This is a genomic window from Acidiferrobacter thiooxydans (genome assembly GCF_003333315.1).
Lineage (GTDB): Bacteria > Pseudomonadota > Gammaproteobacteria > Acidiferrobacterales > Acidiferrobacteraceae > Acidiferrobacter > Acidiferrobacter thiooxydans.
Genome location: NZ_PSYR01000002.1, coordinates 1,070,533 through 1,093,658, shown reverse-complemented (window position 1 = coordinate 1,093,658; position 23,126 = coordinate 1,070,533). Strand labels below are relative to the sequence as shown.

Here is a 23,126-nt window from a genome sequence, read left to right as displayed (position 1 = left end):
GGCCGCCCGACGGCCGTTTCAGCGATCCTGCGCGTTGTCGCTCGCCCAATCACGCATCCGCGTCCCCCACTCGTGGGCGGTTGCGGCGTCCAGTTCGACGGTAAAATATTTGACGCCATCGCGTATGATGACCCGCAAAAGCCGCGCCCCGGTCTCGTGGAAGACCTGACGCAACTCTATCACCTGTCCCGAGGGCGCGGTAATCTGTTCCATGGCCAGGATATTGTAGCATGGACCGAGGACGGTGATGGCAGCCCCCAAGACCCCTCTTGTAACGGTGGATATCATTATCTGCCCGGACGGACACCCGCATGGCGTGATCCTGATCGAGCGCCACCATCCCCCATTGGGCTGGGCCTTGCCCGGTGGTTTCGTGGACATCGGCGAACGGGTGGAGGATGCCGCGCGCCGTGAGGCCCGCGAGGAGACTGGTTTGGACGTGACACTAGAGACCCTGCTCGGCTGTTATTCCGATCCGGCCCGTGACCCGCGCGGCCACACGGTGTCGCTCGTATACATCGCGCATGCCTCCGGCGCGGCGCGCGCCGGAGACGACGCCCGGCGCTGCGAGATCGCCGATATCCGCCACATCACGGTGCCGCTCGCCTTCGATCACCCGCGGATCCTGGATGACTATCGGCGGTTCCGGGTGTCGGGCGAGCGGCCGGCGCCGGAGTAGTAAAGGCGGTAATGCCGTAGGGGTCGGCATAGGAGGCCTCGGCTGTCGTGCCTATGGCCGTGAGCAGGCCGCTGTTGCGATCCAGGCGATAACGGCTGATCGTGCTGCTCCCATAGTTGACTGCGAATACGAAGCGCGCCGCCGTGTCGAGCGTCAAGGAGAAGGGATAGCCGCCGGTCGGCACATGCCCAACGTGCGTGATGCGGCCATCGGCCTGGTTGATGCGAAAGATCGAGATGTCATTGGCGCTGGTGTTGGCGACGAAGAGGTAGCGCCCGCTCGGATCGATGACCAGCGAGTCCGGATGGTGGTCGAAGGGCTCGGTCACCCGGTCTTTCAGGGTCAGCCGGCCGTGGGCCCCGATGGCAAGCACCAGAAGCACGTTCGCGCGGAAGTCGGCGACATACAAAAACCGTCCGTCGGGGCCGACCGCGAGCCCATAAGGGCCATCGCCCGGGGGTTCATGAAACACCCCCAAGGGTATGAGTGCCGCCTGGCCCGGCGCACGACGGTACATGGCGATCGTGTCGTTGCCGAAGTTGGCGACATAGGCGTAGCGGCCGTTGGGCGTGAAGGCCACGGAGTAGGGTGTGGCCCCCGGCGCCTCATGGACGCGGCCGTCGGGAATCAACGTATCCGGCGCGCGGCGCACGCGGTAGATGCTCACCGTACTATCGCCGCTGTTGGCGACGTAGATGTCGTGCCCCCCGGGGCTTGCGGTCACACTAAAGGGGTTGGTGCGCGGCCCCTGAAGGTGCACTGCGGCGCGTGCCAGCCTGCCGTCGGCGGGGTTCACATGGTAGGCGCTGACGGCGTGCGCGAGGCTATCGGCGGTAATTACATAACCCAGCGGATCGGCGATGATCGACTCCGGTCCCCCGGGTGTCGGCATCGATTGCACCGCGACGAGATTCCCCTTGCCATGCTCGGCGTAGACGCTGATCGTACTATTGTTGTAATTGGCGACATAGACAAAGGTACGGGCGCGCGCCACGACACTCAGCCAGCAGAGCCCGAGAATCAGAAGAGGTATGTGGCGATATCGATGGGCGCCCATCCGCGCCAGGCCCTGCTCAGACACTGATATATGTCCATCCGCGGTGCTGGAGCCGGACGATCTCGGCGATGGCCGAGGGCACGATCACGGCCTGCGGCAAGAGGTGCGGATCGATGCCCTTGCGGCGCTTGAGGCGGTTGATCGTATCCTGACAGGCGGCGAATATCAGGTTCGGATAGCGCGCCTGAAGTGCGGCGATACGCGCCGGGAATGGTGACAGATGGCGGCGCAGGAGCGCGAGGCCCGGGCCGTCGGCCAGGATCTCGACCTTCGCCTGCTGGTGATCGGCGCGGTAACGGGCGAGCAGATGCTGGGCCTCCGCGAGCACCTGACGCATATGGGCGCGGTCGCCATTATCCAAATGAAACAGGACCTTGGTGGTGAGGTGGGTCGTGGCTCGCGCGATCGCCGCGACCGGGCGCGGCGGCACCGCCGGGGCCCACAAGGCGCGTAACGACCAGCCGAGGGTTACCCCGATCAAAAGTACGATGGGTGCAATCAGCGGGGCTAGCCGCGAGGCCAGGTGTCGGCGCGGCGTTTCGCGGCGTTTCGGCGTCGGCGGGTTATCGTAGGCGAGCCGTACCAGATCCGAGACCTTGCGCAATTCGCAGACCTTGCGGTTCAGCTCCGGGTCGCCGTTGATGAGCGGATAGGCGCGGCCCTTCTCATCGCCGTCGATCTGGTTATCGACGAAGGCGTTGAGGAATTCATCCGAGAGCCGGGGTCCTTCCGATTCGGTCATTTCACTCTCCGCATCCTTGGGGTTGGGGCAGCCGCCATGTCCGGTAGCAGCAGGGCCTTCAGGGCTGCGCGCGCACGACACAGCCGACTCATGACGGTCCCGCCCGGTATGCCCAGTATGGACGAGACTTCATTATAAGAGAAACCTTCTAAATCAACCAGGGTCACGACCTGCCTCTGCCCTTGAGGGAGCCTGGCGATGGCCGCGCGCACGCGCGCCGCGAGTTCCGAACGCAGGTGCTCGGCCTCGAGGCAGTGGTCGCACGCGATGTCCATGTCATCGATGTCTTCGGTCTCGCGTTCGCGCCGATGATGATCGCGAAAGCAGTTGGTCATGATGCTGAAAAGCCAGGCCTCCTCAGCCCCGGGATCCCGGAGCTGATCGTGTTTCTGCCAGGCCTTGGTGAGCGTCTCCTGCACCAGGTCGTCGGCTAGGGAGGGGTTGTGGGTCCAGGCATAGGCAATACGGTAGAGGCGCGGGCGGCTGGCCTCCAGGGTCTTTTTGAACTCCCGCGAGCGGCACAATAACTGACGGATGCCCATATTCGATTCTCCTCGGGTGGTGGGACGGTGCCCTATCGTTATTTATTCCGAAACAGGGGGAGTTTATGCCCGGGGTGCGCCCAGGGGAAGCATGGGGCCGATCAGCGGTCGGCGATCTCGCCGCGTGCCCACCGGCCGAGCACATACGGATAGAGGGCGTGTTCGAGGGCGAGCACGCGCGCTGCGAGCGCCGCCGGGGGCTCCCCCGGGATCACCGTGAGTCCGGCCTGGGCGATAATCGGGCCGCCATCGACGGCATCGGTGACGAGGTGCACCGTGGCGCCATGGACTCGCGCACCGGATGCGAGGGCGCGCCGGTGGGTGTCGAGCCCGGGGAACGCCGGCAGGAGCGAGGGGTGGATGTTGAGCAGGCGCCCCTGGTAACGGCCCACGAAGTCCGCGCCCAAGACCCTCAGAAAGCCGGCCAGCGCGATGATATCCGGTGCCAGATCGTCCAGCGCCGTCGCCAGGGTCTCCTCGAAGGCCGCGCGCGTGGCAAACCGGCGATGATCGACGAGGCGTACCGCCAGGCCTTGGTCGCGCGCATAGTCGACAGCCGGCGCTGTGGGGTTGTTGCTGACCACCCCGGTGATCACGTAGCCCTGTTCGGGGGCCTCTTCTTGCAAGGCGCGCAGGTTGCTACCGCGCCCAGAAACCATGACCGCAACCTTCAAGGGCGGTCTCAGGCCCATGCGAATTCGCCGGGGCCCTCATCGACGCGGCCGATAACAAACGGCGCCTCCCCATGATCGCGGAGGATGGCCTCGGCGACCCCGGCATCGGCGGCATCGACCACCACCACCATACCGACGCCGCAGTTGAAGGTCCGGTACATCTCCTCCTCGGCAATGTCTCCGCCCTCCTGAAGCCAGCCGAAGATCGCGGGTCGCGACCAGGATGAGCGGTCGATGACCGCGCGCCGGCCCTTGGGGATCACGCGCGGGACATTGCCAGGCAGCCCGCCACCGGTGATGTGCGCCATGGCGTGGACGTCGAGTGCGGCATGGAGGGCGAGCAGGGCCTTCACATAAATACGTGTAGGTGCAAGCAGGATGTCGTCGAGGCGGCGGTCGCCCACGGTCGCGGTCAGGTCCGCGCGACGCCGGGCGATGACCGCGCGCGCCAGGGAGTAGCCATTGGAGTGCAGTCCTGACGAGGGCAGACCGAGGATGATATCGCCGTCTTTGACGCGGCGCCCGTCGATCAGGCGCTCACGTTCCACCGCTCCCACGCAGAAGCCGGCCAGGTCATAGTCCTGATCGCGGTACATCCCCGGCATCTCCGCGGTTTCGCCGCCGACCAGGGCCGCGCCCGCCAATTCGCAGCCACGGCCGATTCCGGCGATAATACGTTCGGCCTTACGGACGTCGAGTCGGCCCGAGGCGAAGTAATCCAGAAAAAAGAGCGGCTCGGCCCCTTGCACAACGATATCATTGGCGCACATGGCGACCAGGTCGATGCCGATGTCGTCATGGCGATCGAGCGTGATCGCCAGCAGGAGCTTTGTGCCCACGCCGTCGGTACCCGAGACCAGCACAGGGTCGCGATAGCGCCCGGACAGCGCAAAGAGCGCGCCAAACCCGCCAAGACCCGCGAGGACCCCGGGGCGGGTGGTTTTGGCGGCGATCGGTTTGAGGGTCTCGACCAAGGCATCGCCGGCATCGATGTCGACGCCGGCGGCACGATAGCTCAAGGGGCTTGGGGTCTTGGGTTCAGTCACTGGGGTCTTGTCACAGGCGGGCTCCGAGATGGCTGTTATGTTAGGGCCTGGAACCCTACAAGTAAATCTTGACTTCGGTCGCGGCGCACGGGTAAACGGGGACCGCACGCCCGGCGCTGCTGTGCCCGCACGGTGAGAGGGATATCCGCGTGAAAAGACTGCAGCATCTACCCAACATGATCACGCTTTTGCGGATGGCGTTCGTACCGCTTCTGATCCTGGTCTTGAAGGATCACCATTACCTTGAGGCCTTGTGGGTGTTCCTGATTGCGGGGATATCGGACGGTCTGGACGGTTATATCGCCAAACGGTTTGGTTTCGTGAGTCAGCTCGGCGCCATTCTCGACCCGCTGGCCGACAAGATCCTGTTGGTGAGCGCCTATGTGATGCTGGCGTTGCTCGCGCTCGTGCCGTTCTGGCTGGTACTCGTAGTGACCTTCCGGGACGCGCTCATCGTCGGCGGCTATCTCGTCTATACCTCGCTGTACGGGCCGGTCTCGATGCGCCCGAGTCGGGTGAGCAAGTTCAACACCTTTACCCAGATCCTGCTCGTGGTGTTCCTGCTCACCGAGCGCGCGTTCGGGTTTCATGTCGCCCACATCCAGGCGGCGCTCGTCTTTATGGTCCTTGTCACGACCATCGCAAGCGGCGGACACTATCTGTGGACTTGGGGAATCGTGCGAGAGGTCGAGGCGGGGCGTGCTGGGAGAGACTGAACGCCGGGTCCTGTATGCCGCCGCGATGTTGCTGGCGGCGGGTGCTGTGATCTATGTCCTGGCGCCGGTGGTCACCCTGTTTCTCTTGTCCTCGCTCATTGCCTATATCGCCAACCCGCTGGTCTCGCAGGGGCAGCGCGTCGGCGTGCCGCGCAGCGCCACCATCCTGCTGCTGTTGCTAGTGCTGGTGCTTGCGGTCGCCGCCCTGGCGTTCGCGCTCGTACCCATGGCGCAAAGGGAGTTTATGACGTTCACCGCGCATGCGCCGGCCTACATGGACTGGTTACAGGCGCGTATCCTGCGCGTCACCCATGGTCGCTATACGCCCGATCTCCATGTATTGAAGCGGCATATCCTGGCGCAATGGCAAGGTGTGGGGGCCGACGTCGCCCGGCTCCTGCCAGTGGCCACCGCCTCCGGCCTGCACATCCTCGTAGCGCTCGCGCGACTCATGCTGATCCTTGTGGTGACCTTCTACCTGTTGCGCGACTGGGACGACATTCGTGCCACCGCCGTGGAGATCCTGCCCGGTCGTTACCGCGAGCCGGTAGTGCGTTTCGCAGGCGAGGTCGATGTCCAGCTCGGCCGGCTCCTGCGCGGACAGCTCACGGTCATGATCGCGCTTGCCATACTCTATACTGTCGGCTTGAGCATAGCCGGCCTGGACCTGGCCCTGCCGGTCGGTGTCATGACGGGATTTTTGAGCTTCATCCCGTATCTCGGATTTTTTACCGGGCTTTTCACCGCGAGCCTCGCGGTGTTGCTGCAATACCACGACGTGAGACATCTTCTGTTCGTGTTCGCGGCCTTTGGTTTTGGAGAGATGATGGAGAGCATGGTCCTCGGCCCGCGGCTGGTAGGCCGTTCAATCGGTCTGCACCCGCTGCTTGTGATCTTCGCCGTGCTGACCGGAGGACAGCTTTTCGGGTTTGCCGGGATCTTGCTGGCCCTTCCGGTCTCCGCGGTGCTTATGGTCTGGTTAAGACGCGCCCATGCCCGTTATCGCCACAGCGCGTGGTCCGAATGATGCGCCAGCTGCCGCTCGATCTGTCTGTGCGCGATCGCCCCTCGTTTGAAAATTTCTGGGCGGCCGAGAATGGCGCGGCGCTCGCCGCCGCGCGTGCCCTCGCCCAAGGGCGGCCGGGGCCCTTGTATCTGTACGGCCCCGAGGGCTGTGGCAAGACCCATCTCCTGGCGGCCGTGGCACGCGCGGTCCAGGGCGGCGGGCCCTGTGCCTTCCTGTCGCTCGCCCATGTCTCCTCGATGGGCTGGCAAAGTCTTGCTGATCTGCCGCCGGACAGTACGGTCTGTGTCGATGACATGGAGGCCTTGGCAGGGCACGCCGATGGCGAGCAGCAGCTGTTCGTGCTGTTTGAGACGCTGGCGCCGGCACGACGCATCGTGCTGGCTGGACGCAGTAACCCCGCCGGCCTGTCGTTGGCGCGCGACGACCTGCGGACGCGGCTTGCGAGCGGGCCCATCGTGGCCATGCGCCGCCTGTCAGATGAGGTCAAGGCTCAGGCCCTATGTCATCGTGCCTCGTTGCGGGGACTGCACCTGAATGATGTGGCCTGTGCCTATCTTTTGGCGCATGGTCCGCGCGATCCGCGGGCGCTTTTCGCGTTGCTGGAAGACCTCGATCGCGAGACCCTGGCGGATGGACGGCGCCTTACCATTCCATATCTGCGCGCCATCCTCGCGCGCCCCTAGAGGGGTGGTGGCCGGGTGGAGACTTACGTCGGGGTCGGCGCCAGTCTTTGTGCGATACGTGCCACGCGCTCTCCCAGTGCCAGACACAAGCTCTTTTCCTCGGCGCTCACCGGTCGATCATTGCGCGCGCCGGCCAAGTGGCTCGCGCCGTAGGGTGTACCACCCGAGGCGGTGGTGGTGAGCGTGGGCTCGGTGTAGGGGATGCCGACCAACAGCATGCCATGGTGCCAGAGCGGCACGCTCATCGACAACAACGTGGCTTCCTGGCCGCCATGCAGGGTGCCGGTGGAGGTAAATACCCCGGCGGGCTTGCCGGCCAGCGCGCCGGCGAGCCACAACGGCGTCGTGGTCTCGAGAAAGTGCTTGAGGGGCGCGGCCATGTGTCCAAAGCGCGTGGGACTGCCTAAGATCAGACCGTCGCAGTGGCGCAGGTCATCGAGATCGGCATATGGCGGCCCGCTCTCGGGGATTGCCGGGGCGCTGGCTTCCGGCAAGGGTGACACCTCCGGCACGGTGCGGACCACGGCCTCGCACCCCGGGACCGATGCCACGCCACGCGCTACTAGGTCTGCCATACGCCGCACACTGCCGTGGCGGCTGTAATAAAGCACCAGAATCCGGGTCATGAGGGATCACCGGACGCGGCGCGCGCCACGAGGTCTGCGAACGTCTGGCGATCCATGAGGCCGTGGGCGGCCACGAGGTCTGCGATCGGCTGGCCGCTGGCCTCCGATTCCTGTGCCACACGTGCCGCCGCGCTATAGCCGATCGCACGGTTCAGTAAGGTGGCTAGGCCCACACTTGCGTGCGCATAGGCCCGACAACGGTCGCGATCGGCCTCGATACCGGCGAGTGCCCGCTCGGTCACAGCAGTCATGGCCCGGGTCAGCCAGTCCATCATGTCAAACAGCGCGGACCCGAGCGCCGGCATCATGACGTTCAGTTCGAGCTGACCGGCCTGGGTCATGGCGGCCACGGCGGCGTCCTGCCCGAGAACCTGATAGCAGACCTGATTCAACATTTCGAGCATGACCGGATTGACCTTGCCCGGCATGATGCTCGATCCCGGTTGCACCGGTGGCAAGCGGATTTCGGCAAGGCCGGTGCGCGGCCCCGAGGCCAGCAGCCGCAGGTCGTTGGTGATGCGCGTAAGTTCGAGCGCAAGCCCGCGGACGGCCGCCGACAGCTGCATGACGTCGGCCATGGATTGCATCTGCGCACAGAGGTCGGGCGCCGGGCGCAAGGCCTCGCCGGTGAGCAGGGCGAGTTCCGTGCATACCTGTTTGGCATAGTGGGGCGGGGTATTGAGGCCGGTGCCGACGGCGCTGCCACCGAGTCCCAGTTCGCCCAGGTCGATGGCGGTATCCTGTATGCGCCGGGCGCAGCGCTTGAGGGTCCACGCGTAGGCCGAGAACTCGCGCCCAAGCGTGGTCGGAACGGCGTCTTGCAGGTGTGTGCGGCCGCTCTTTACGGTGTTTTGTTCGCGCGCGCCCAGGGCATCGAAGGCGCGCGCCATGTCGTGGGTGGTGGACACAAGACGCGTGAGCTTGGCAAGTGCCGCCAGGCGTATGGCGGTGGGGATGGTGTCGTTCGTGCTCTGCCCCATATTGACATGATCGTTGGGGTGCAGTGGATGGTAGACACCGCGCTCGCCGCCGAGCGCCACGTTGGCGAGGTTGGCGATGACCTCGTTGGTGTTCATGTTATGACTGGTGCCGGCCCCGGCCTGGAACCGGTCGACCACGAACTCGCCATGGTATTGACCGTCGGCGATGGCGGTCGCGGCGCGCTCGATCTCGCGCGCGAGACGCTCATCGAGCCAGCCGGCACGGGCGTTCACCCGTGCCGCGGCGATTTTCACCCGCGCATGGGCGATGATGAAATCCCGGTCGGGGGCGCGGCCCGATATCGGAAAATTCTCCACGGCGCGTGCCGTCTGGATACCATACCAGGCATCGGCCGGCACCGGATATTCGCCAAGACTGTCTTTTTCTGTGCGCGTCGTCATAGGTATGGGAACGCCGGCGGGCCGTGGGGTCTGCGAAGGTCGGCCCGACTGACGCGTTCTCGTCCTCCTTTAGATGAGGGATAAGGTTGATGTTGGGTTCACGAGACCTGCAGCTCGCGGCGCATGGCGATGAAGGCGGTCCGGCGGCGATTTTCGGCCGGGCCTGGAGCCGTAGGCGCTAGTATAACCGAATGACCGGATCGGCACGGGATTGCGTATCCGGGTGTTTCGCCCCGCCGAGGCGCCGTTTCGGTGTTGGCGGGGCCGCCGGGGTCGTGGCAGGCTGGATACCCGCCGGCTTCGATTCAGGGCCTTAGCGCCGCAGTCCCAGCCCCTCCCGGGGCGACGGCCGGTCTTGTCTGCGGCCCGGGGAGCCGGTATCGTCGTCTTGTATGAAACCCGTCTCTCAGCCGCGGATCGGCGAGGCCGATAGCCGCCGCTTTCTGCGCTTTGCGTTTTCGCTCGCCGATCTGGCGCGGCGGCTCCTGGCCGAGACTTCCATCGGGGAAGCGGATATTGCCGTCAAGGCCGATGGTTCTTATGTGAGCGTGGCCGATCGGCGCATCGAGGCGGCCTGGCGGGAGGCCATTACCGGACAGTTTGGCGATCACGATCTCGTGGGCGAGGAGTATCCGGCGGAGGGCCGGGGCAGCGCTTGGGAGTGGGTCCTGGATCCGATCGATGGGACCGATAATTTTGTGCATGGCATGGCGACCTTTGGCACCTTGGTGGCCCTGCGTCACGAGGGCGTTCCGGTGCTCGGGGTCATAGATCACCCACGGCTCGACCTGCGGGTGAGTGCAGCCGACGGACTCGGGGCCTCGTGTAATGGGCGCCCTGTGCGTGTCGCCGACCGCAATGAATCGGGAACACCGATAGTCATAGCGACCGCCCCCGAGAATTTCAATAAGGGCGGTCGCCCGGAACTCTTTGGGCGGCTGGCGACAGCCCATCCGAACCTGCGTGTTTACCGGGACTGTTACGCCCACAGCGTGGTTTTGCAAGGCCAAGGGGCGGTGGCCGTCGATTGGCATGCACAGCTCTGGGATGTCTGCGCGGCATGGGCGATCGCGCGCGAGGCGGGTGCCGCGTTCGAGCGCCTCAAGGGGCCACCGGGGCGTTATCAGGTCGTTTTCGGACGACCCGCGGCGGTGGCGGCGGTTACGGATCTGCTGGGGATCGCGCGGGAGGAGGAAGAATGAAGGCCGAATTTTGGCATACGCGTTGGCATGAGAATCGGATAGGTTTCCACCAGACCGAGATCAATCGTTTTCTGCGCCGACATATCGATACCTTGGGCCCCAAAGGCCCGGTGTTCGTGCCGCTGTGCGGCAAAAGCCGCGACATGAGCTGGCTTGCCGAACGGGGGCGCGAGGTCATAGGCATCGAGATCAGTCCGCTCGCCGTCGAGGCGTTTTACCGGGAACAGAAGATCCCCGTGGATCGGGTCGGCCGCGGCGAGTTCCTGGAGTACCAGGCGACCGGTGTCACCATCCTGCTCGGTGATTACTTTCGGTTGACCGCGGAACTGCTCGGACCGGTGACTGCTGTTTATGATCGTGCCGCCCTGATCGCCATGCCGCCGGCCACGCGCCGCGCGTATGCCGAACACATGGCGCGCCTGCTGGCCCCTGGGACGCCGGTCCTGCTGGTTGCCCCCTTTTCCCTGAAAGATCCGCAAAGCGGCCCACCGTTTGCGGTATCGTCGTCGGAGATCCAGGAGATCTTCGCGGATCATTTCACGGTGGAGGTCCTGGAATGCGAGCGCAAGACGGCAGAGGAGGATCCGCAACTCGTCGAGCAGGGGCTGGCGTGGCGCGAGGAGGGCGTGTACCGGCTGTGCCGGCGGGCAGGGCGCGAGGCCTAGGCGCATGCCCTCCGGCGAGGGGCGTGGCCGGCGGTAGATGAGGGGGCGGGTCATGGATCCACTGGTGAATATCGAGGGCGAGCGTTTCGATGCCGTTTTTGGCGAGGCCGTCAGGGACCAGGCGCTGCGCGCTCTGGAGGGGGGGCAGGTCTTGTTCTTTCCGCATCTCACCTTCCCGCTCAGTGCGGATGAGCGGTCCTTCCTGGATCCGCGCTGTTCGGATGGTCGCGCCAAGAACATCAGTTATGACGTGTCGACAGGCAGCCTGAAAGGGACGGTCCTGGGAGGTCACGAACGGGAACACCTGCGGGGTATGGTGGCGCGGTTTGCACAGAGCGCGCGCACGCTAGTCGAAGGCCTGTTGCCGGGTTACACGCCGCATCTGCGCCTGGGGCGCACCAGCTACCGCCCGGTCGAGGCCAAGGAGCGGCCCTCGTCCTATCGCAAGGATGATAGCCGCTTGCACGTGGATGCCTTTCCCTCGCGCCCGAACGGGGGTCAGCGCATATTGCGGGTTTTTAGCAACGTCAATCCCGACGGTCGCGGTCGAGTGTGGCGCCTAGGCGAGCCTTTCGAGACCTGCGCCCGGCGCTTTTTACCAACGATACGTCCGCCGCTCCCGGGGCAGCGCTGGCTGTTGGCCGCGTGCGGGCTTACCACCGGTTACCGCTCGGCCTACGATCATTACATGCTGGCCTTGCATAATGCCATGAAGGGCGACGACTATTTCCAGCGCCACTGTCCCCAATACGAGGTCACGTTCCCGGCCGGGACCACCTGGATGGTCTTTACCGATCAGGTTCCCCATGCGGCGATGGCTGGCCAGTATCTATTTGAGCAGACCTTCCATGTGCCCGTGCATGGTCTGAACGAGCCGGCGCGCGCGCCGCTGTCGGTGCTAGAACGGCTCCTGGGGCGGTCGCTGGTTACGACCCGAGATCAAAACCGCTCGATCCGGGCCTCGTAGGGGTAGAGCAGCAGGCGATAGAGGGTGTCGCCAAACTGCACATGCGTGGCCTCCGGTCGACCGATGACCAGCGTCTGGCCGCCGCGTGCCGAAAGCGCCGCCATTCCGAATCGCCGTGCCGCGATCAGTCCGTCCAGGACCTCGACCAGGTCCTTGCGCGCCACCGAGCAGGTGTTGTCTATGATGCGGCACGCGTGTCCGTTATGGGTCCGTCCCTCGATGATCACGGCATCAGGTCGCAGCGACTCCGGTCCCGGGCAGCGGGCCTGGGGATCAATATAATCGTCCATGGCCTATTTTACCGCCGTCAAGGCAGGTTGTGACACTGTCTCGTGCGCGACGGAAGCCGTCTGTGATCTTTCAGACCGCGAGCGGGACGTTGCCACCCGTACGATCTTGCGTAAAGGGGGCTCAACAAAGCCACGCGGGATCGGTTTTTCCGGACTCCTGACGGGGTGATCTGGCGCATGGAGCAAGCCGTACCGGGGCGCGTCTTGCGAGAATGAGGATATGCCCCCTAAATCCATAGAGATAATCATTCCATCATCTGCTTCGGTCGGTGGTTGCTCCGCCGACACCGGCAATGCCTGCGCCTCCCCCCTACGTCAAGCGGTCTTGTAGCCGATGTCGTGGAGTGCGGCCCACACCCCTCGTCTCATGTGGCTACAAATAGCGCGTCAGTCACTATTTTTCATAGTGGGAATGGCCGGACGCGTCAGAAGGTGTTGACGACCGAAGAGACGCCCGGCACAGCGCACACCACCTTTTCGACGACATTACGCAGATCCAGCACCGAGTTCGGGCAACCGGCGCAGGCGCCCTTCATCCGTACGCGCACGGTGGCGCCGACGATATCCACGAGTTCGATATCGCCCCCGTCGCGTTGGAGTATCCGACGCACATCCTCGATGGCGCGCTCGACGGCCGCCTGGTCCGGCGGTCCCGTGGCCGCATCCAGAGCCGGCCCGCGCCGTTCGCGCGCGGCAAGGGCCTGGGCGCGCGCGATGCGGTACGCCGTGTCCGGATCTGTCTCTTCCAGGGCGTCGAGTTCCTCTTCCGTGTAAAACCGAATCGCCTGTCGACGGTGTTTTTCACTCATGGGCATTGTGTCTCATTGGGCCGGTCCCCACCATATCTTTCCAGGAAGGCCGATTGACCCCGCTTGCAGCGCCCCCTAAGGTGGACGGCAGGTCATGCAGAGGGAGCGGCCATGTTATGGACTATCTTCGTCATTTTACTCGTATTGTGGCTCATAGGCATTGTGAGTTCGCGTACGATGGGTGGTTTCATTCATATTTTGCTGGTGGTCGCCCTGGTGCTATTGATCGTCAACCTGGTTCAAGGCCACGCCATATGAGTGGGATTGACAGGTAGGGGGCGCCCTCCTAGAGTGGCCGCACCCCCGACCGGCAACACTTGGGATCGAGACTTGGTGCGCCATGGGCGCGTTCAGGGACAAGAATCGTGGTAAGGAGTCGCTTTATGTCGGATATTAGCGATATACGCAAGGATGTGATGGCGATCGTCGAGACCAGTGGGAAGCTGGCGCGGCCGATCCCGCCCGACAAGGATCTCTATAGTGATCTTGGCGTGGAGTCGGTCAACGCGATCAGTATATTGCTGGCGCTCGAGGGCCGCTTTGGCACGACCATAGACGATACCCGGTTCATCGAGGCCCGTACCGTAAACAGTCTCGTCGATCTCGTGGCCGAGGCCAAGCTCGCGCCCGGTGTGCGCGTGGCCTAAAGCCGCGCCCGCGTCGCCGCTCGCCACGGGCGCCCTGCGCGTGCCGTCATTTGACTTTGGGGATTTTCGTTCTAAGGTCAAGGGATGGTCATGCGGGGGAGCAAGGCCTTGATTTGCGGCCGTTAAATCCCCGCCGATAACTAGAGGTGAGCGTGAGTGCGACTACGGCGGTAGTGACGGCGCGCAACGGTGGGCGAGTGCTTGTGGTGGACGATTCCGCAGTCATCCGCCAAGCCATCAGCAAGATGCTGAAGGTGGACTTCGATGTCGCGGTGGCGGCCGACGGCGAGGCTGGCTGGGAGGCGCTTTTGCAGGCCCCGGACGTGGGCGTATTGATCACCGACATCGAGATGCCGCGGCTCGACGGCTACGCCTTCATATGTCGCGTGCGGGCCAGCGATGACGCGCGCATCCGCGAGCTCCCGATCATTGTGATCACCGGCGCAGACGACGACGAGACCAAGACCCGCGCGTTCGCCTGTGGGGCCACGGATTTCATCACAAAGCCCCTGAATCTCGCTCAGCTTCAGGCCTGTACGCAGGCCTATATGCGTTTCGAGCAGCCGGTTCCCGAGGAGGCCTCCCCTTATGAGGGGCTGCTTGGCCGGGATGCCTTCCATGAGCGGGGGGAGGCGCTTTTGCACGAGGCCAGCGCGCAACGCCCCGTCACATTGTTGCTCGCAGCCCTCGATCGGGTGCGTATCCTGTATCGCGAATATGGGGACGAACAGATGGAGGCGGTAGTAGGGCATGTCGCCACCGTGCTGCGCGATGAGGGGGGGGCCGATATAACGGCGATGGCGCGGCTCGGCGGGGCCGAATTCGGCATACTCGTGGGGGGTACATCCAAGGGTCGGGGGCTCGCCCTGGCGCAGCGCCTGGTGGGGGCGTTTGCGCATCGTCCGATCCATGACGGCAAGACCCTCAGTATCAGCATAGGGGTGGCGTCGTCGGAAGAGGGTGCCGCGGGCTGCGAGGCGCTCCGCCAGATGGCCGAGGAGCGACTGAAGCGCGCCGTGGCCCTGGGGGGCAACCGGGCGAGCGGCTCGGCCTTGAGCGACACCCTCGGCGGGGCCGAGGAGTTGGTCCTAGACGGCATCGTCGTGCCCGAGCCGCCAGGGGAGTCTGGGGGCGACACCGGCCCTGAGGTCTTGTTCGAACCCGAATTCATGCCCGAGCCGGTCGTCCCGCCGGCATTTTCCGTTCCCGGACCGGCCACCCGTGCGGTCGCGATGATGGGGCTCGACCGCGCCGTGTGTTATCTCCGGGACGGGCGGGGGGCGGAGCTCGAGCCGTTTCTGGATCTGCTGGCATCGGAGGTCGTGGTGTTGCTCGAGTTTCTGAACGCGCGTCGTGGCCTGGGTCTGAATCCTGCCATCGCCGCCTTGCGTCAGTCAGTGCACACAGATCCGGGCGTTTAGTGCGCCCGCGGCGATGCCCATCCTGGCCTAGAACCGGGCCCATCAGATATGCGCGGTCCGCGCGCCACCGGCACGGCAGTGGGTCGGCGGACGGGAACCTGGGGCATGGTTACGAGTCCTACCACAAAAACAGGTAGAGGCGCCATTGGAAAGTCAGCAGGGAGATCGTGGGTCCCGGTGTGCTCGCGCCGGGGCCGGAGGCAGTCCTTCTCCGAGGCGCGGCCGGGGTGTCGTGGCGCCCTGTGCGTGCCAGAGGCGCAGGGCGGGGGGCTGTACCGCGCTGGTGGTGGCCGCCCGTTTCGGGTCTACGTGGCGTGATGCCCGTCCGGCATGAGGGCGCGTCTTGCTTATCTGCGGCTTACGATAGTCGCCGCTGCGGCGTTGCTGTTTGTGACCGGATGCGCCTATGCGGCGGCCAAGGCCCTCCCAAAGGCCGGATGGCACGGTGAGTTCGGCGCTGGTCTGTCATCGTCTTCGGGGGTTGCGCTCACCACCAGCCTGAACTCCACCGATCGGCTTCGCGACACCGTCGGTCTGTGGAGCTACGGCGGGAACCTAAGCTACAATTACTTCTCCTACAACGGCGTGGCAGACGTGAACCGTCTCGTTACCACGCTGCAGGTGCGGCGCAGCTTCAAGTCGGCACCCGTGAGTTTTGTCGTCGGTAGTGTCCGCTACGACCATAATCTCTTCGACGGCTATGATCATTATTTCGTGGAAATGGTGAATGCCGGCCGGACGGTCGTTGCGACCCGCACCATGCATCTCAATCTCGAAGCCGGCGGGGGCGCCCGGCAGAACTACTATCCCACGGGGCGCTCCGCACAAGATGAACCGGTCGGCGACGTGGCGATGAACTATGTGTGGCATCTGCATCGGGGGACGCGCTTTAGTGAACATCTGAGTGTCATGGGGGCGCGTAGCGGGACGCTCGTCACATCGACCAGCGGGGTGACGACCACGCTCATATTCCATCTGGCACTCAAATTCTCGGAAGAGGTCATCCATTATACGAGCCTGCCGTCCACGGCCCTCGTCCACTATGCCACTACCACGACCTTTACCACGCTGAATCTCATCTACCATATCGGTTAGCGGTCGTTCGACCGCAGGCCCTGGAGGGACATGCCTGGGGGTGCGCCTATCGTGGCGCGCCCCGGTCGTCCGGCAAGCCCGGGACCACGGGGTCGTGGACGGGCCTTGTCTCGTGACCCCGTGGGCCGGCCTGGATCAGGCGTATAGGCGGTTGTGGGTTTCGCGGACGGCGACGGCGATCCACAGGCCCGATCCTGCCACCAGCGCCGCCGTCAACCAGATGGCCGGTTGTGTCTGCCGGGTCTGCGCGGCGACCAGTCCGAGCACGATGCCGCCTATCGCATAGCCGGTGTCGCGCCAGTACCGGTAGACGCCGAGGATACGCCCCCGTTCCAGCGGGGGCGCCAGATCCGACATGGCGGCAATGAGGTTTGGATATAACAGCGCCATGCCCATACCCATGATGACCGCGGCCGCGAGCCAGTCGCGGAATGAGCGCTCGACCGCCACCCCGACCAGCGCCAATGCCAAAAGCAGGAAACCCGTCACCACCGGCACCTTGCGTCCTATGCGGTCCGCCAGATGTCCGGTGGCAAGCTGTGAAAGGCCCCAGACCATGGCATAGAGCCCGGTGATCCAGCCGATTTGCACAAGGCCCAGGCCGTGGGTCTTGAAAAAGACCGGAAGCAACACCCATACCAGGGTGTCGGCGATCTTATTGGCGACCCCGCCCTGGCAAATGGCGCGGTAAGTCGGGTCCTTGAAGGAAACCCGCACAAAGCCATCCCAGAGTGATGGGCCCGGGGTGTGGGCATCGCCGATCGCCTTGTGGGCGTGTTCGGCCCGCACCCATGGGATCGTATCCTCGACGCGCGTGAGTACCAGCAGGGCACAGGCGATGGTCGTGAGACCAAAGACGAGCAGCGTAAGCCGTGGCCCATAGGAGAGAGCGGCATAGCCGGTGCCGAGCCCGGCCATACCCACGGCGATGTAACCGAGCGCCTCATTGATGCCGACCGCAAGCCCGCGCTCGTTGTTGGCGGCGAGATCGATCTGGCTTGTGACCGTCATCGTCCAGGTGAAGGCCTGGTTGATACCGAGAAAGACGTTGGCGGCAATGATCCACCACCAGTTCGGCGCAAGCGCGATCAAAAGCGGAATCGGGATCCCGGCAAGCCATCCATAGAGCAGCACGCGCTTGCGCCCAAGGCGATCGGAAAGATCGCCCGCCACGAAGTTCAAGGCGCCCTTCACGAGACCAAAGGAGATGACAAACGATGCCAGGAAGAAGAAGGCGTGGGGTCGCACGCCGAAGTCGCGGCTCATGGTCGGCAGCACGGTCCGCTCCATGCCCATGATGAGTCCCACGAAAAACACCTGGACGGTCTGAAGACTGAACTGCCCGATATTGATGGCGATGCCGCGCCTTGCGTGCGCGCCCACGTTCATGGATGCGATTTGCCGCGCACGGGGGCCTTTGCGCGTGTAAGTTCGGTGCGGTGCCGGGAGGAAAGTTCCATGCGATCGAGAATGAGGTGGCGGATCTGCTCGCAGGTATCCAGTACCCCTGGGTCCGTTAGCCGATAATGGCAGAAGGTCCCGCGCTTTTCGCAATGAATAAGCCCCCGGGCCTTCAGGATGCCGACATGCTGAGAGACATTGGCCTTGGAGAGGCCGGTTTTCTCGACGAGTTCGCCGGCGGTGTGTTCGCCATGACCCAAAATATGGACGATCTCCAAGCGCTTGGGATGGGCGAGCGCCGCAAACACCTCCGCGAAGAGCGTAAACCGGATATCCTCGCCCATCACGCCGAGCGCCCCAGGTTGGCTGCGACGATGCGATCCATATCGGCCGGCCGCGCCGGGGTCTCCTCGATGAGCCGGGCGATGAAGGCCTCGCGTCCCAGGCTCAAATACGGATCGAAGCGCCTCTCAAAACCGAGCGTCGACGAGGGCTTTCCGGAAAGCCCTGCGCCACAGACGCTGCCGGCGGCGTGTCCGGGAAAGATCTCGAGATCGTCGGGAAGGGCCAGGATGCGCTCATGGAGACTATCGTAGAGGAGTGCGGCCATGTGCCCCGGCGTGCCACCCAGATCCGGGCGTCCGACCCCGCCCACGAAGATCGTGTCCCCGGTCAACGCAAACCAGGGATCGTCGCCGCGTCGCAGATCGGCGACCAGCAGGCAGATGCTGTCCAAGGTGTGTCCCGGCGTATGGATGACCTGCGTGACGACGTTGCCGGTCGTGAGCTTATCCCCGTCCCGCAGCCCATGTATCGGAAAGCCCACCGCGCCCTGGTCGCTTTCGTGGAGGCAGTAGGGACTGCCAATCCGTGCCGCCAGCGTCCGCCCCCCGGAAAGATGATCGGCATGGATATGGGTATCGATCACATAGGCGATATGTACCGCACTCTTCTGGGCCTCGGCCACGAACCAGTCCTCGTCGCCCGCCACGACATCCACGGCCACTGCCAAGCCGCGACTGCCGCATCCATAGAGGTAGGAGAGCGTGCCATCCGTATCCATCCGTTGTTTGAAGAACATGCGGGGCCTTTGAGATAAAGAAGTTTAGCAATTCTTTAACTAATATAGGATCACCGCGTCGCCTCTGTCAAGGGACAGTCGTTGCCAGATGGGCGGGAGCCGTTCTTGGTACTGGCGGCATGCCGCCCTTCGCAAAGGCCGTAAGGGGTATAGGTGCCACCCCGGCCGCGACAGGGGCGGCCGGGGTGGCGGGGCATCGTTGGGGTCAGGGTCGGGCGCGTTCGTACTGCGCGGGCCATTCACCGTCGCGATGCAGGGCGTGCGCGGCATGTAGCGGCCAATAGGGGTCACGCAAGAGCTCGCGCCCCAGGAACACGCAGTCGGCAAGGTTCGTGCGCACGATCTGCTCGGCCTGCAGCGGCTCAGTGATGAGCCCCACGGCGCCTACGGCGATACCGGCCTCGGCGCGTATGCGGGTGGCGAACGGGGTCTGATAGCCGGGGCCGGCAGGGATCTCGGCGTCTGCAACCAGGCCGCCGCTCGAGCAATCGATGAGATCGACGCCGCGCGCCTTCAGCTCCCTGGCAAGCACCAGCGACTGCTCGATGTCCCAGCCGCCATCCACCCAATCGGAGGCTGAGATGCGCACGAATAGAGGCTTGTCGTCGGGCCACACCTTGCGTACCGCCTCGGTCACTTCCAGCGGCAGCCGCAAGCGGTTCTCCAGCGGTCCCCCGTAGCGGTCCTCGCGGCGATTGGCAAGCGGCGACAGGAATTCATGCAGCAGGTAACCATGCGCCATGTGCAGTTCCAGGACATCGAACCCGGCCTCGTGGGCGCGCCGCGCCGCCTGTGCAAAATCCGCCACCACGCGCCGTAGGTCGGCATCCCGGCAGGCCTCCGGCCGGGGGTGCCCGGAGGCGAATGGAATCGAGCTAGGCGCAATCACCGACCAGCCGCCCTCGGGCGGCGCCAGCGGACGCCCCCCGCGCCACGGGGCATCGGTGGAGGCCTTGCGGCCGGCATGGGCGATCTGAATGCCAGCCGCTGCGCCCTGGGACTTTATGAAGTAGACGATAGGCCTTAGCGCCTCGCCGTGATCATCGCTCCATAGGCCCTGATCTCCGGGGCTGATGCGGCCTTCGGGGCTCACCGCCGTAGCCTCCATCATGACCAGCGCCGCCCCGCCCACTGCGCGGCTGCCGAGATGGACGAGGTGCCAGGCAGTGGGAAAGCCGTCGATGCTCGAGTACTGGCACATCGGAGAAACGAAGATGCGGTTGCGAAACGTCTGCGAACGTAGACGAAAGGATGAAAATAGCGCGCTCACGCGGCCTCCTGTCGGGTGTGGTGATGGGTTATCAGGCCTGCGCTATGGGGAACGCCAAGACCTCGTCGATGTGCGTGGCATCCATGGCCAGCATCAGAACCCGGTCGAAGCCGAGCGCGCAACCGGCGCAGTCGGGCAGATCGCCTTCCGAGAGTGCCGCAAGCAGGCGCTGGTCCTGGTCAATGCGTGGCAAGCCCCGTTCGCGCCGCTTGGCTGCCTCGTCTGCAAATCGCTCGGCGTATTCCTCGCCGCGCGCCGCCTCATAAAATCCGTTGGCGAGTTCCAGTGGCCCCCGGTAGATCTCGAAACGGTCGGCGAGCCCTTGGACGTTGAGGCGCGCAAGTGAGGCCTGGCTTGATGGATAATCCGTCACCACCGTCAAGGCCTCGACCGGGAATCCGGGGGCCACGGCATGACTCATGATGAGGTCGAGGATCTCATCGCGGTCGTTTAGGACGAGGTTTTGTGCCGTCGGAAGGTGTTTGTGCGCGACTGCGCGCAGCTGATCGGTCGATGTCTCGATGGGGTCGATGTCCAGGGCATGGCGAAACGCCTCGCGGTAACTTACGATGCGCGCAGGCGCCCCTAGAGAAGGGACGAGCCGCGCGATGAGGGCACAGGCCTCGGCGATGAGACGCCAGTGGTCATAGCCCAGACCGTACCATTCAACCAATGTGAATTCGGGATTATGGAACCGCCCACTCTCGCCCTGACGGAATGCCTTTGTGATCTGATAGATCGAACCGCTACCCGCCATGATCAGGCGCTTCATGGCGTATTCGGGAGAGGTCTGTAAGTAAAGGGCGCCCAGAACCGGGTCCTTTAGCGCAAACTGTGCCAGTTGCGCGTCCGGTGTGCCCGCGCGTGCGAGTACCGGCGTCTCTACCTCCAGATAGCCGTGTTCCGCGAAGAACGCACGCGCCTCGGCCAACAGCGCAGCGCGATGGCGCATGGCGGCGAGGCGCGCGCGCGGTGAACCGGTGTGCTCGTGCCCGGACGTGGCCCTATTCCTTGGCGCGGGCAATGTATTCGCCGGTCTGGGTGTTGATCTTCAGGCTGTCGCCGACATTGATGAAAAGGGGCACGCGCACGACCGCACCGGTCTCGAGGGTCGCAGGTTTCCCGCCACCGCCGCTCGTGTCACCACGCACGCCGGGGTCGGTGTCTGTGACCTTGAGCACGACATGGACGGGCGCGGCGACGCTCAAGGGCACGCCGTTCCACAGCGTCACCAGGCACAGGGCCTGTTCCTTCAACCACTTGGCGGCCTCGCCTACGGCGGTCTTGTCGGCCCCCAGTTGTTCATAGGTCTCAGGCGACATGAAATACCAGAATTCGCCATCGCTATACAGGTACTGCATCTCGACATCGATGACGTCGGCGCCCTCTACGGTGTCGCCAGATTTGAAGGTGCGCTCCACGACGCGCCCGGTCTTCAGATTGCGGATCTTGACACGGTTGAAGGCCTGGCCCTTGCCGGGTTTCACGAACTCGTTTTCTATGATCGCGCAGGGATCGGCGTCGAGCATAATCTTCAGTCCGCTCTTGAATTCGTTGGTGCTATAGGTGGTCATCCGTTGGCGCGGGAAACCCCGGGGTTCATCCCGGGGAGGGAGAGCGCGGCGGCATAAGCCGCCCCTGTTCCCGCTTCTCCTGTATCAAAGGCTCTCTTCGTGAGGGCATACCCATACCCATCTGCCCTCTGGATCAAGATGCAGAAGCGGTGAGCAATGCCTTGGACCAGGCCGGTTGCGGTCTGGATGTTGAAGCTCCCGGTGGCGCGGATGGCCACGCGGCCGAGGTACCGACCCGCCTTCTTCCCGCTCGTGACGACAGCTTTCACCAGATCCCCGGTCTGGAACCCAAAGGCGCTTTTGCTCCGGGTCAGATAACCCCGTGGGAAACCGTGCTTTGTGAGACGCGTGCGCTGGTAACTCCCCCGACCTGTGGCCTTAATGGTCAGAACGGGTTGTTGTGCATTATGGATGGTGTCTACAGACCCGACGCACACAGCATCCAGGCTATGGGTCTTGGGGAGGTGCAGCCGGTGGCGGTTCCACTTGGTCCGTCCGCCGCTTGCGACCTCCACCTCCAGCCCCGTCGCCTTCAACTGCTGAAACAGGGCCCAGCGGGTGCTGTTCACCGCCGCCGCATCTCGTAATGGCGCCGGGGCCTGGGCTCGGATCCTCCGGGCCCGTTCCGGGTCTTGCGCCAGGAACTCGGTCAGGGGCCGGTTCCCCTTCCGCTGGTTGCAGTCGTGACAGGCGATGGTGAGGTTGCTTACCCGATCACTGCCGCCCCGGGACTTAGGATGGATATGATCGATCTCGAGGGGTGTGTTGTGGGCCCCGCAATAGGCGCAGGTGCGATCCCACTTCTCGAGCAGATACTCCCGGACCTCGTACCCGGCCAAGGTGCCTTGTTGGTACTCGGTGCCGACAATCTCGGGGTTTTGCATCTGCTGGGTGTCGAACCGGACCAGCTCCTGCGACAGCGCCGCAACCGGCGCCCACCGACAGAGGCGATCGACCCACGCCATCGTCGTATCCACCCGGTGCTGTAGGGATGGCGCCAGCCAACCCTCTGGCCTCGTTCGGTTATCAAACCGGGCCGGGCGATGCCGCAACCGGCCCCGACGGAAGCGGCGATGACTCGATCGCTGGGTCAAGGCCTCGTGGATACTTGGGCCCCGGTGCCTCAGTTCCAGCAACATCAGCACCGTGAGGGTACGGACGATTTCGCCGGTGGCCCCAGCGACGGTGTCTGGCTCCCGCACGAGTGCCAAGCCGGTCTCTTTCGATCCCGGATCCATCTTCAACCGCAGCGGCTGCAGGATCGAGTCTTCCTGGCACCGATCCACCAACCGGATGGTAAACGGCACCACCCGATGGACCCGCGCCCGTCCGCGCGTCAGCAGCAACCGGGCGCGCCGCTCCGAGCACGGCATCAGTGGTTTCTTTCTCCGGTCTAACACAAAAACCGCCATACCACCCTCTCTCAAAACGGCCCTTACGGGCCCCCTAGTGGCCCGACAGCGGCCCTAGTGACGGGCTCCTTACGGAGCCTCTCCCCTCGGGGTTGTGGACAACCGGCTCCCGTCTCAT

28 protein-coding genes are annotated in these 23,126 nt (G+C 64.4%); 11 read left to right on the top strand and 17 right to left on the bottom strand.

What is annotated here, in order from left to right; translation table 11 throughout:
* Positions 1-18: 18 nt before the first annotated feature.
* Entirely contained in the window at positions 19-213 is a 195-nt protein-coding gene (locus tag C4900_RS12320) for a DUF6967 family protein (protein WP_065968625.1), read from the bottom strand.
* Positions 214-247: 34 nt separating this feature from the next.
* On the opposite strand from C4900_RS12320, the gene C4900_RS12315 reads away from it, so the two are divergent.
* A complete protein-coding gene (locus C4900_RS12315; protein WP_065968626.1) occupies positions 248-679 on the top strand; it encodes an NUDIX domain-containing protein in 432 nt (143 codons plus the stop codon).
* Here the strand turns inward: C4900_RS12315 and C4900_RS12310 are convergent.
* From C4900_RS12310 to purM, 5 genes are all read right to left on the bottom strand, one after another.
* Positions 591-1,736, bottom strand: a complete 1,146-nt coding sequence (locus C4900_RS12310; protein WP_065968627.1) for a lactonase family protein — start codon at positions 1,734-1,736, stop codon at positions 591-593. The genes C4900_RS12315 and C4900_RS12310 overlap by 89 nt on opposite strands.
* A gap of 16 nt (positions 1,737-1,752) precedes the next feature.
* Positions 1,753-2,478, bottom strand: coding sequence for a DsrE family protein (locus C4900_RS12305; RefSeq protein WP_065968628.1), 726 nt, complete (start codon positions 2,476-2,478; stop codon positions 1,753-1,755).
* Entirely contained in the window at positions 2,475-3,020 is a 546-nt protein-coding gene (locus C4900_RS12300) for an RNA polymerase sigma factor (protein ID WP_065968629.1), read from the bottom strand. The genes C4900_RS12305 and C4900_RS12300 overlap by 4 nt, the downstream gene beginning before the upstream one ends.
* 101 nt (positions 3,021-3,121) lie before the next feature.
* On the bottom strand, positions 3,122-3,712 hold the full coding sequence (gene purN / locus C4900_RS12295; protein WP_065968630.1) for a phosphoribosylglycinamide formyltransferase: 591 nt from the start codon (positions 3,710-3,712) through the stop codon (positions 3,122-3,124).
* Positions 3,703-4,740 (bottom strand): phosphoribosylformylglycinamidine cyclo-ligase, encoded by a 1,038-nt coding sequence (purM, locus tag C4900_RS12290; RefSeq protein ID WP_065968631.1) that lies wholly within the window; start codon positions 4,738-4,740, stop codon positions 3,703-3,705. Before purM ends, purN begins: the two co-directional genes overlap by 10 nt.
* Positions 4,741-4,889: 149 nt before the next feature.
* Here purM and C4900_RS12285 point away from each other — a divergent pair, with 149 nt between their 5' ends.
* The 3 genes from C4900_RS12285 to hda are packed head-to-tail and all read left to right on the top strand — an operon-like array spanning position 4,890 to position 7,166.
* Positions 4,890-5,456, top strand: coding sequence for a CDP-alcohol phosphatidyltransferase family protein (locus tag C4900_RS12285; protein ID WP_141689145.1), 567 nt, complete (start codon positions 4,890-4,892; stop codon positions 5,454-5,456).
* Positions 5,440-6,483: an AI-2E family transporter gene (locus C4900_RS12280; protein WP_170132537.1), complete on the top strand. Its 1,044-nt coding sequence runs from the start codon at positions 5,440-5,442 to the stop codon at positions 6,481-6,483. Before C4900_RS12285 ends, C4900_RS12280 begins: the two co-directional genes overlap by 17 nt.
* A complete protein-coding gene (gene hda, locus C4900_RS12275) occupies positions 6,480-7,166 on the top strand; it encodes a DnaA regulatory inactivator Hda (RefSeq protein ID WP_083995562.1) in 687 nt (228 codons plus the stop codon). The genes C4900_RS12280 and hda overlap by 4 nt, the downstream gene beginning before the upstream one ends.
* Positions 7,167-7,189: 23 nt before the next feature.
* Here hda and wrbA read toward each other — a convergent pair whose 3' ends face one another.
* Positions 7,190-7,792, bottom strand: coding sequence for an NAD(P)H:quinone oxidoreductase (gene wrbA, locus C4900_RS12270; protein WP_065968634.1), 603 nt, complete (start codon positions 7,790-7,792; stop codon positions 7,190-7,192).
* On the bottom strand, positions 7,789-9,174 hold the full coding sequence (locus C4900_RS12265; protein WP_114283172.1) for an aspartate ammonia-lyase: 1,386 nt from the start codon (positions 9,172-9,174) through the stop codon (positions 7,789-7,791). The genes wrbA and C4900_RS12265 overlap by 4 nt, the downstream gene beginning before the upstream one ends.
* Positions 9,175-9,566: 392 nt before the next feature.
* On the opposite strand from C4900_RS12265, the gene C4900_RS12260 reads away from it, so the two are divergent.
* From C4900_RS12260 to C4900_RS12250, 3 genes are read left to right on the top strand one after another with little or no spacing between them, the layout of a single operon-like run.
* Positions 9,567-10,376 (top strand): inositol monophosphatase family protein, encoded by an 810-nt coding sequence (locus C4900_RS12260; RefSeq protein ID WP_065968636.1) that lies wholly within the window; start codon positions 9,567-9,569, stop codon positions 10,374-10,376.
* Entirely contained in the window at positions 10,373-11,041 is a 669-nt protein-coding gene (locus C4900_RS12255) for a thiopurine S-methyltransferase (protein ID WP_170132536.1), read from the top strand. The genes C4900_RS12260 and C4900_RS12255 overlap by 4 nt, the downstream gene beginning before the upstream one ends.
* A gap of 52 nt (positions 11,042-11,093) precedes the next feature.
* Entirely contained in the window at positions 11,094-12,008 is a 915-nt protein-coding gene (locus tag C4900_RS12250) for a Kdo hydroxylase family protein (RefSeq protein ID WP_065968646.1), read from the top strand.
* On the opposite strand, the gene C4900_RS12245 is transcribed toward C4900_RS12250, so the two are convergent.
* Together C4900_RS12245 and C4900_RS12240 are read right to left on the bottom strand one after the other, a co-directional pair.
* A complete protein-coding gene (locus C4900_RS12245) occupies positions 11,981-12,298 on the bottom strand; it encodes a hypothetical protein (RefSeq protein WP_065968638.1) in 318 nt (105 codons plus the stop codon). The two genes, C4900_RS12250 and C4900_RS12245, sit on opposite strands and share 28 nt — an antisense overlap.
* 425 nt (positions 12,299-12,723) lie before the next feature.
* The gene (locus C4900_RS12240) at positions 12,724-13,107 is read right to left on the bottom strand and encodes a NifU family protein (protein WP_211306940.1); all 384 of its coding nucleotides are present in this window, start codon (positions 13,105-13,107) and stop codon (positions 12,724-12,726) included.
* A 111-nt stretch (positions 13,108-13,218) separates the two neighbouring features.
* Between C4900_RS12240 and C4900_RS12235 the strand changes: the two genes are divergently transcribed.
* The 4 genes from C4900_RS12235 to C4900_RS12220 all read left to right on the top strand — a co-directional run bounded on the left by C4900_RS12235 (position 13,219) and on the right by C4900_RS12220 (position 16,270).
* Positions 13,219-13,365 (top strand): lmo0937 family membrane protein, encoded by a 147-nt coding sequence (locus C4900_RS12235; RefSeq protein WP_114283170.1) that lies wholly within the window; start codon positions 13,219-13,221, stop codon positions 13,363-13,365.
* Positions 13,366-13,490: 125 nt separating this feature from the next.
* The gene (locus C4900_RS12230; protein WP_065968640.1) at positions 13,491-13,754 is read left to right on the top strand and encodes an acyl carrier protein; all 264 of its coding nucleotides are present in this window, start codon (positions 13,491-13,493) and stop codon (positions 13,752-13,754) included.
* A 152-nt stretch (positions 13,755-13,906) separates the two neighbouring features.
* A complete protein-coding gene (locus tag C4900_RS12225) occupies positions 13,907-15,175 on the top strand; it encodes a response regulator (RefSeq protein ID WP_170132535.1) in 1,269 nt (422 codons plus the stop codon).
* 330 nt (positions 15,176-15,505) lie between these two features.
* The gene (locus C4900_RS12220; RefSeq protein WP_065971444.1) at positions 15,506-16,270 is read left to right on the top strand and encodes a DUF481 domain-containing protein; all 765 of its coding nucleotides are present in this window, start codon (positions 15,506-15,508) and stop codon (positions 16,268-16,270) included.
* A gap of 135 nt (positions 16,271-16,405) precedes the next feature.
* Here the strand turns inward: C4900_RS12220 and C4900_RS12215 are convergent, their stop codons facing one another.
* The 7 genes from C4900_RS12215 to iscB all read right to left on the bottom strand — a co-directional run bounded on the left by C4900_RS12215 (position 16,406) and on the right by iscB (position 23,008).
* A complete protein-coding gene (locus tag C4900_RS12215; RefSeq protein WP_065971445.1) occupies positions 16,406-17,659 on the bottom strand; it encodes an MFS transporter in 1,254 nt (417 codons plus the stop codon).
* A complete protein-coding gene (locus C4900_RS12210; RefSeq protein ID WP_065971446.1) occupies positions 17,656-18,015 on the bottom strand; it encodes an ArsR/SmtB family transcription factor in 360 nt (119 codons plus the stop codon). The genes C4900_RS12215 and C4900_RS12210 overlap by 4 nt, the downstream gene beginning before the upstream one ends.
* On the bottom strand, positions 18,015-18,752 hold the full coding sequence (locus tag C4900_RS12205; protein ID WP_065971447.1) for an MBL fold metallo-hydrolase: 738 nt from the start codon (positions 18,750-18,752) through the stop codon (positions 18,015-18,017). The genes C4900_RS12210 and C4900_RS12205 overlap by 1 nt, the downstream gene beginning before the upstream one ends.
* A gap of 205 nt (positions 18,753-18,957) precedes the next feature.
* Positions 18,958-20,022, bottom strand: a complete 1,065-nt coding sequence (locus tag C4900_RS12200; RefSeq protein WP_065971448.1) for an NADH:flavin oxidoreductase/NADH oxidase — start codon at positions 20,020-20,022, stop codon at positions 18,958-18,960.
* A 31-nt stretch (positions 20,023-20,053) separates the two neighbouring features.
* The gene (epmA, locus tag C4900_RS12195; protein ID WP_228579694.1) at positions 20,054-21,046 is read right to left on the bottom strand and encodes an EF-P lysine aminoacylase EpmA; all 993 of its coding nucleotides are present in this window, start codon (positions 21,044-21,046) and stop codon (positions 20,054-20,056) included.
* Positions 21,027-21,596 (bottom strand): elongation factor P, encoded by a 570-nt coding sequence (gene efp / locus C4900_RS12190; RefSeq protein ID WP_065971450.1) that lies wholly within the window; start codon positions 21,594-21,596, stop codon positions 21,027-21,029. The genes epmA and efp overlap by 20 nt, the downstream gene beginning before the upstream one ends.
* A complete protein-coding gene (gene iscB, locus C4900_RS12185; RefSeq protein ID WP_114283167.1) occupies positions 21,593-23,008 on the bottom strand; it encodes an RNA-guided endonuclease IscB in 1,416 nt (471 codons plus the stop codon). The genes efp and iscB overlap by 4 nt, the downstream gene beginning before the upstream one ends.
* Positions 23,009-23,126 lie beyond the last annotated feature (118 nt).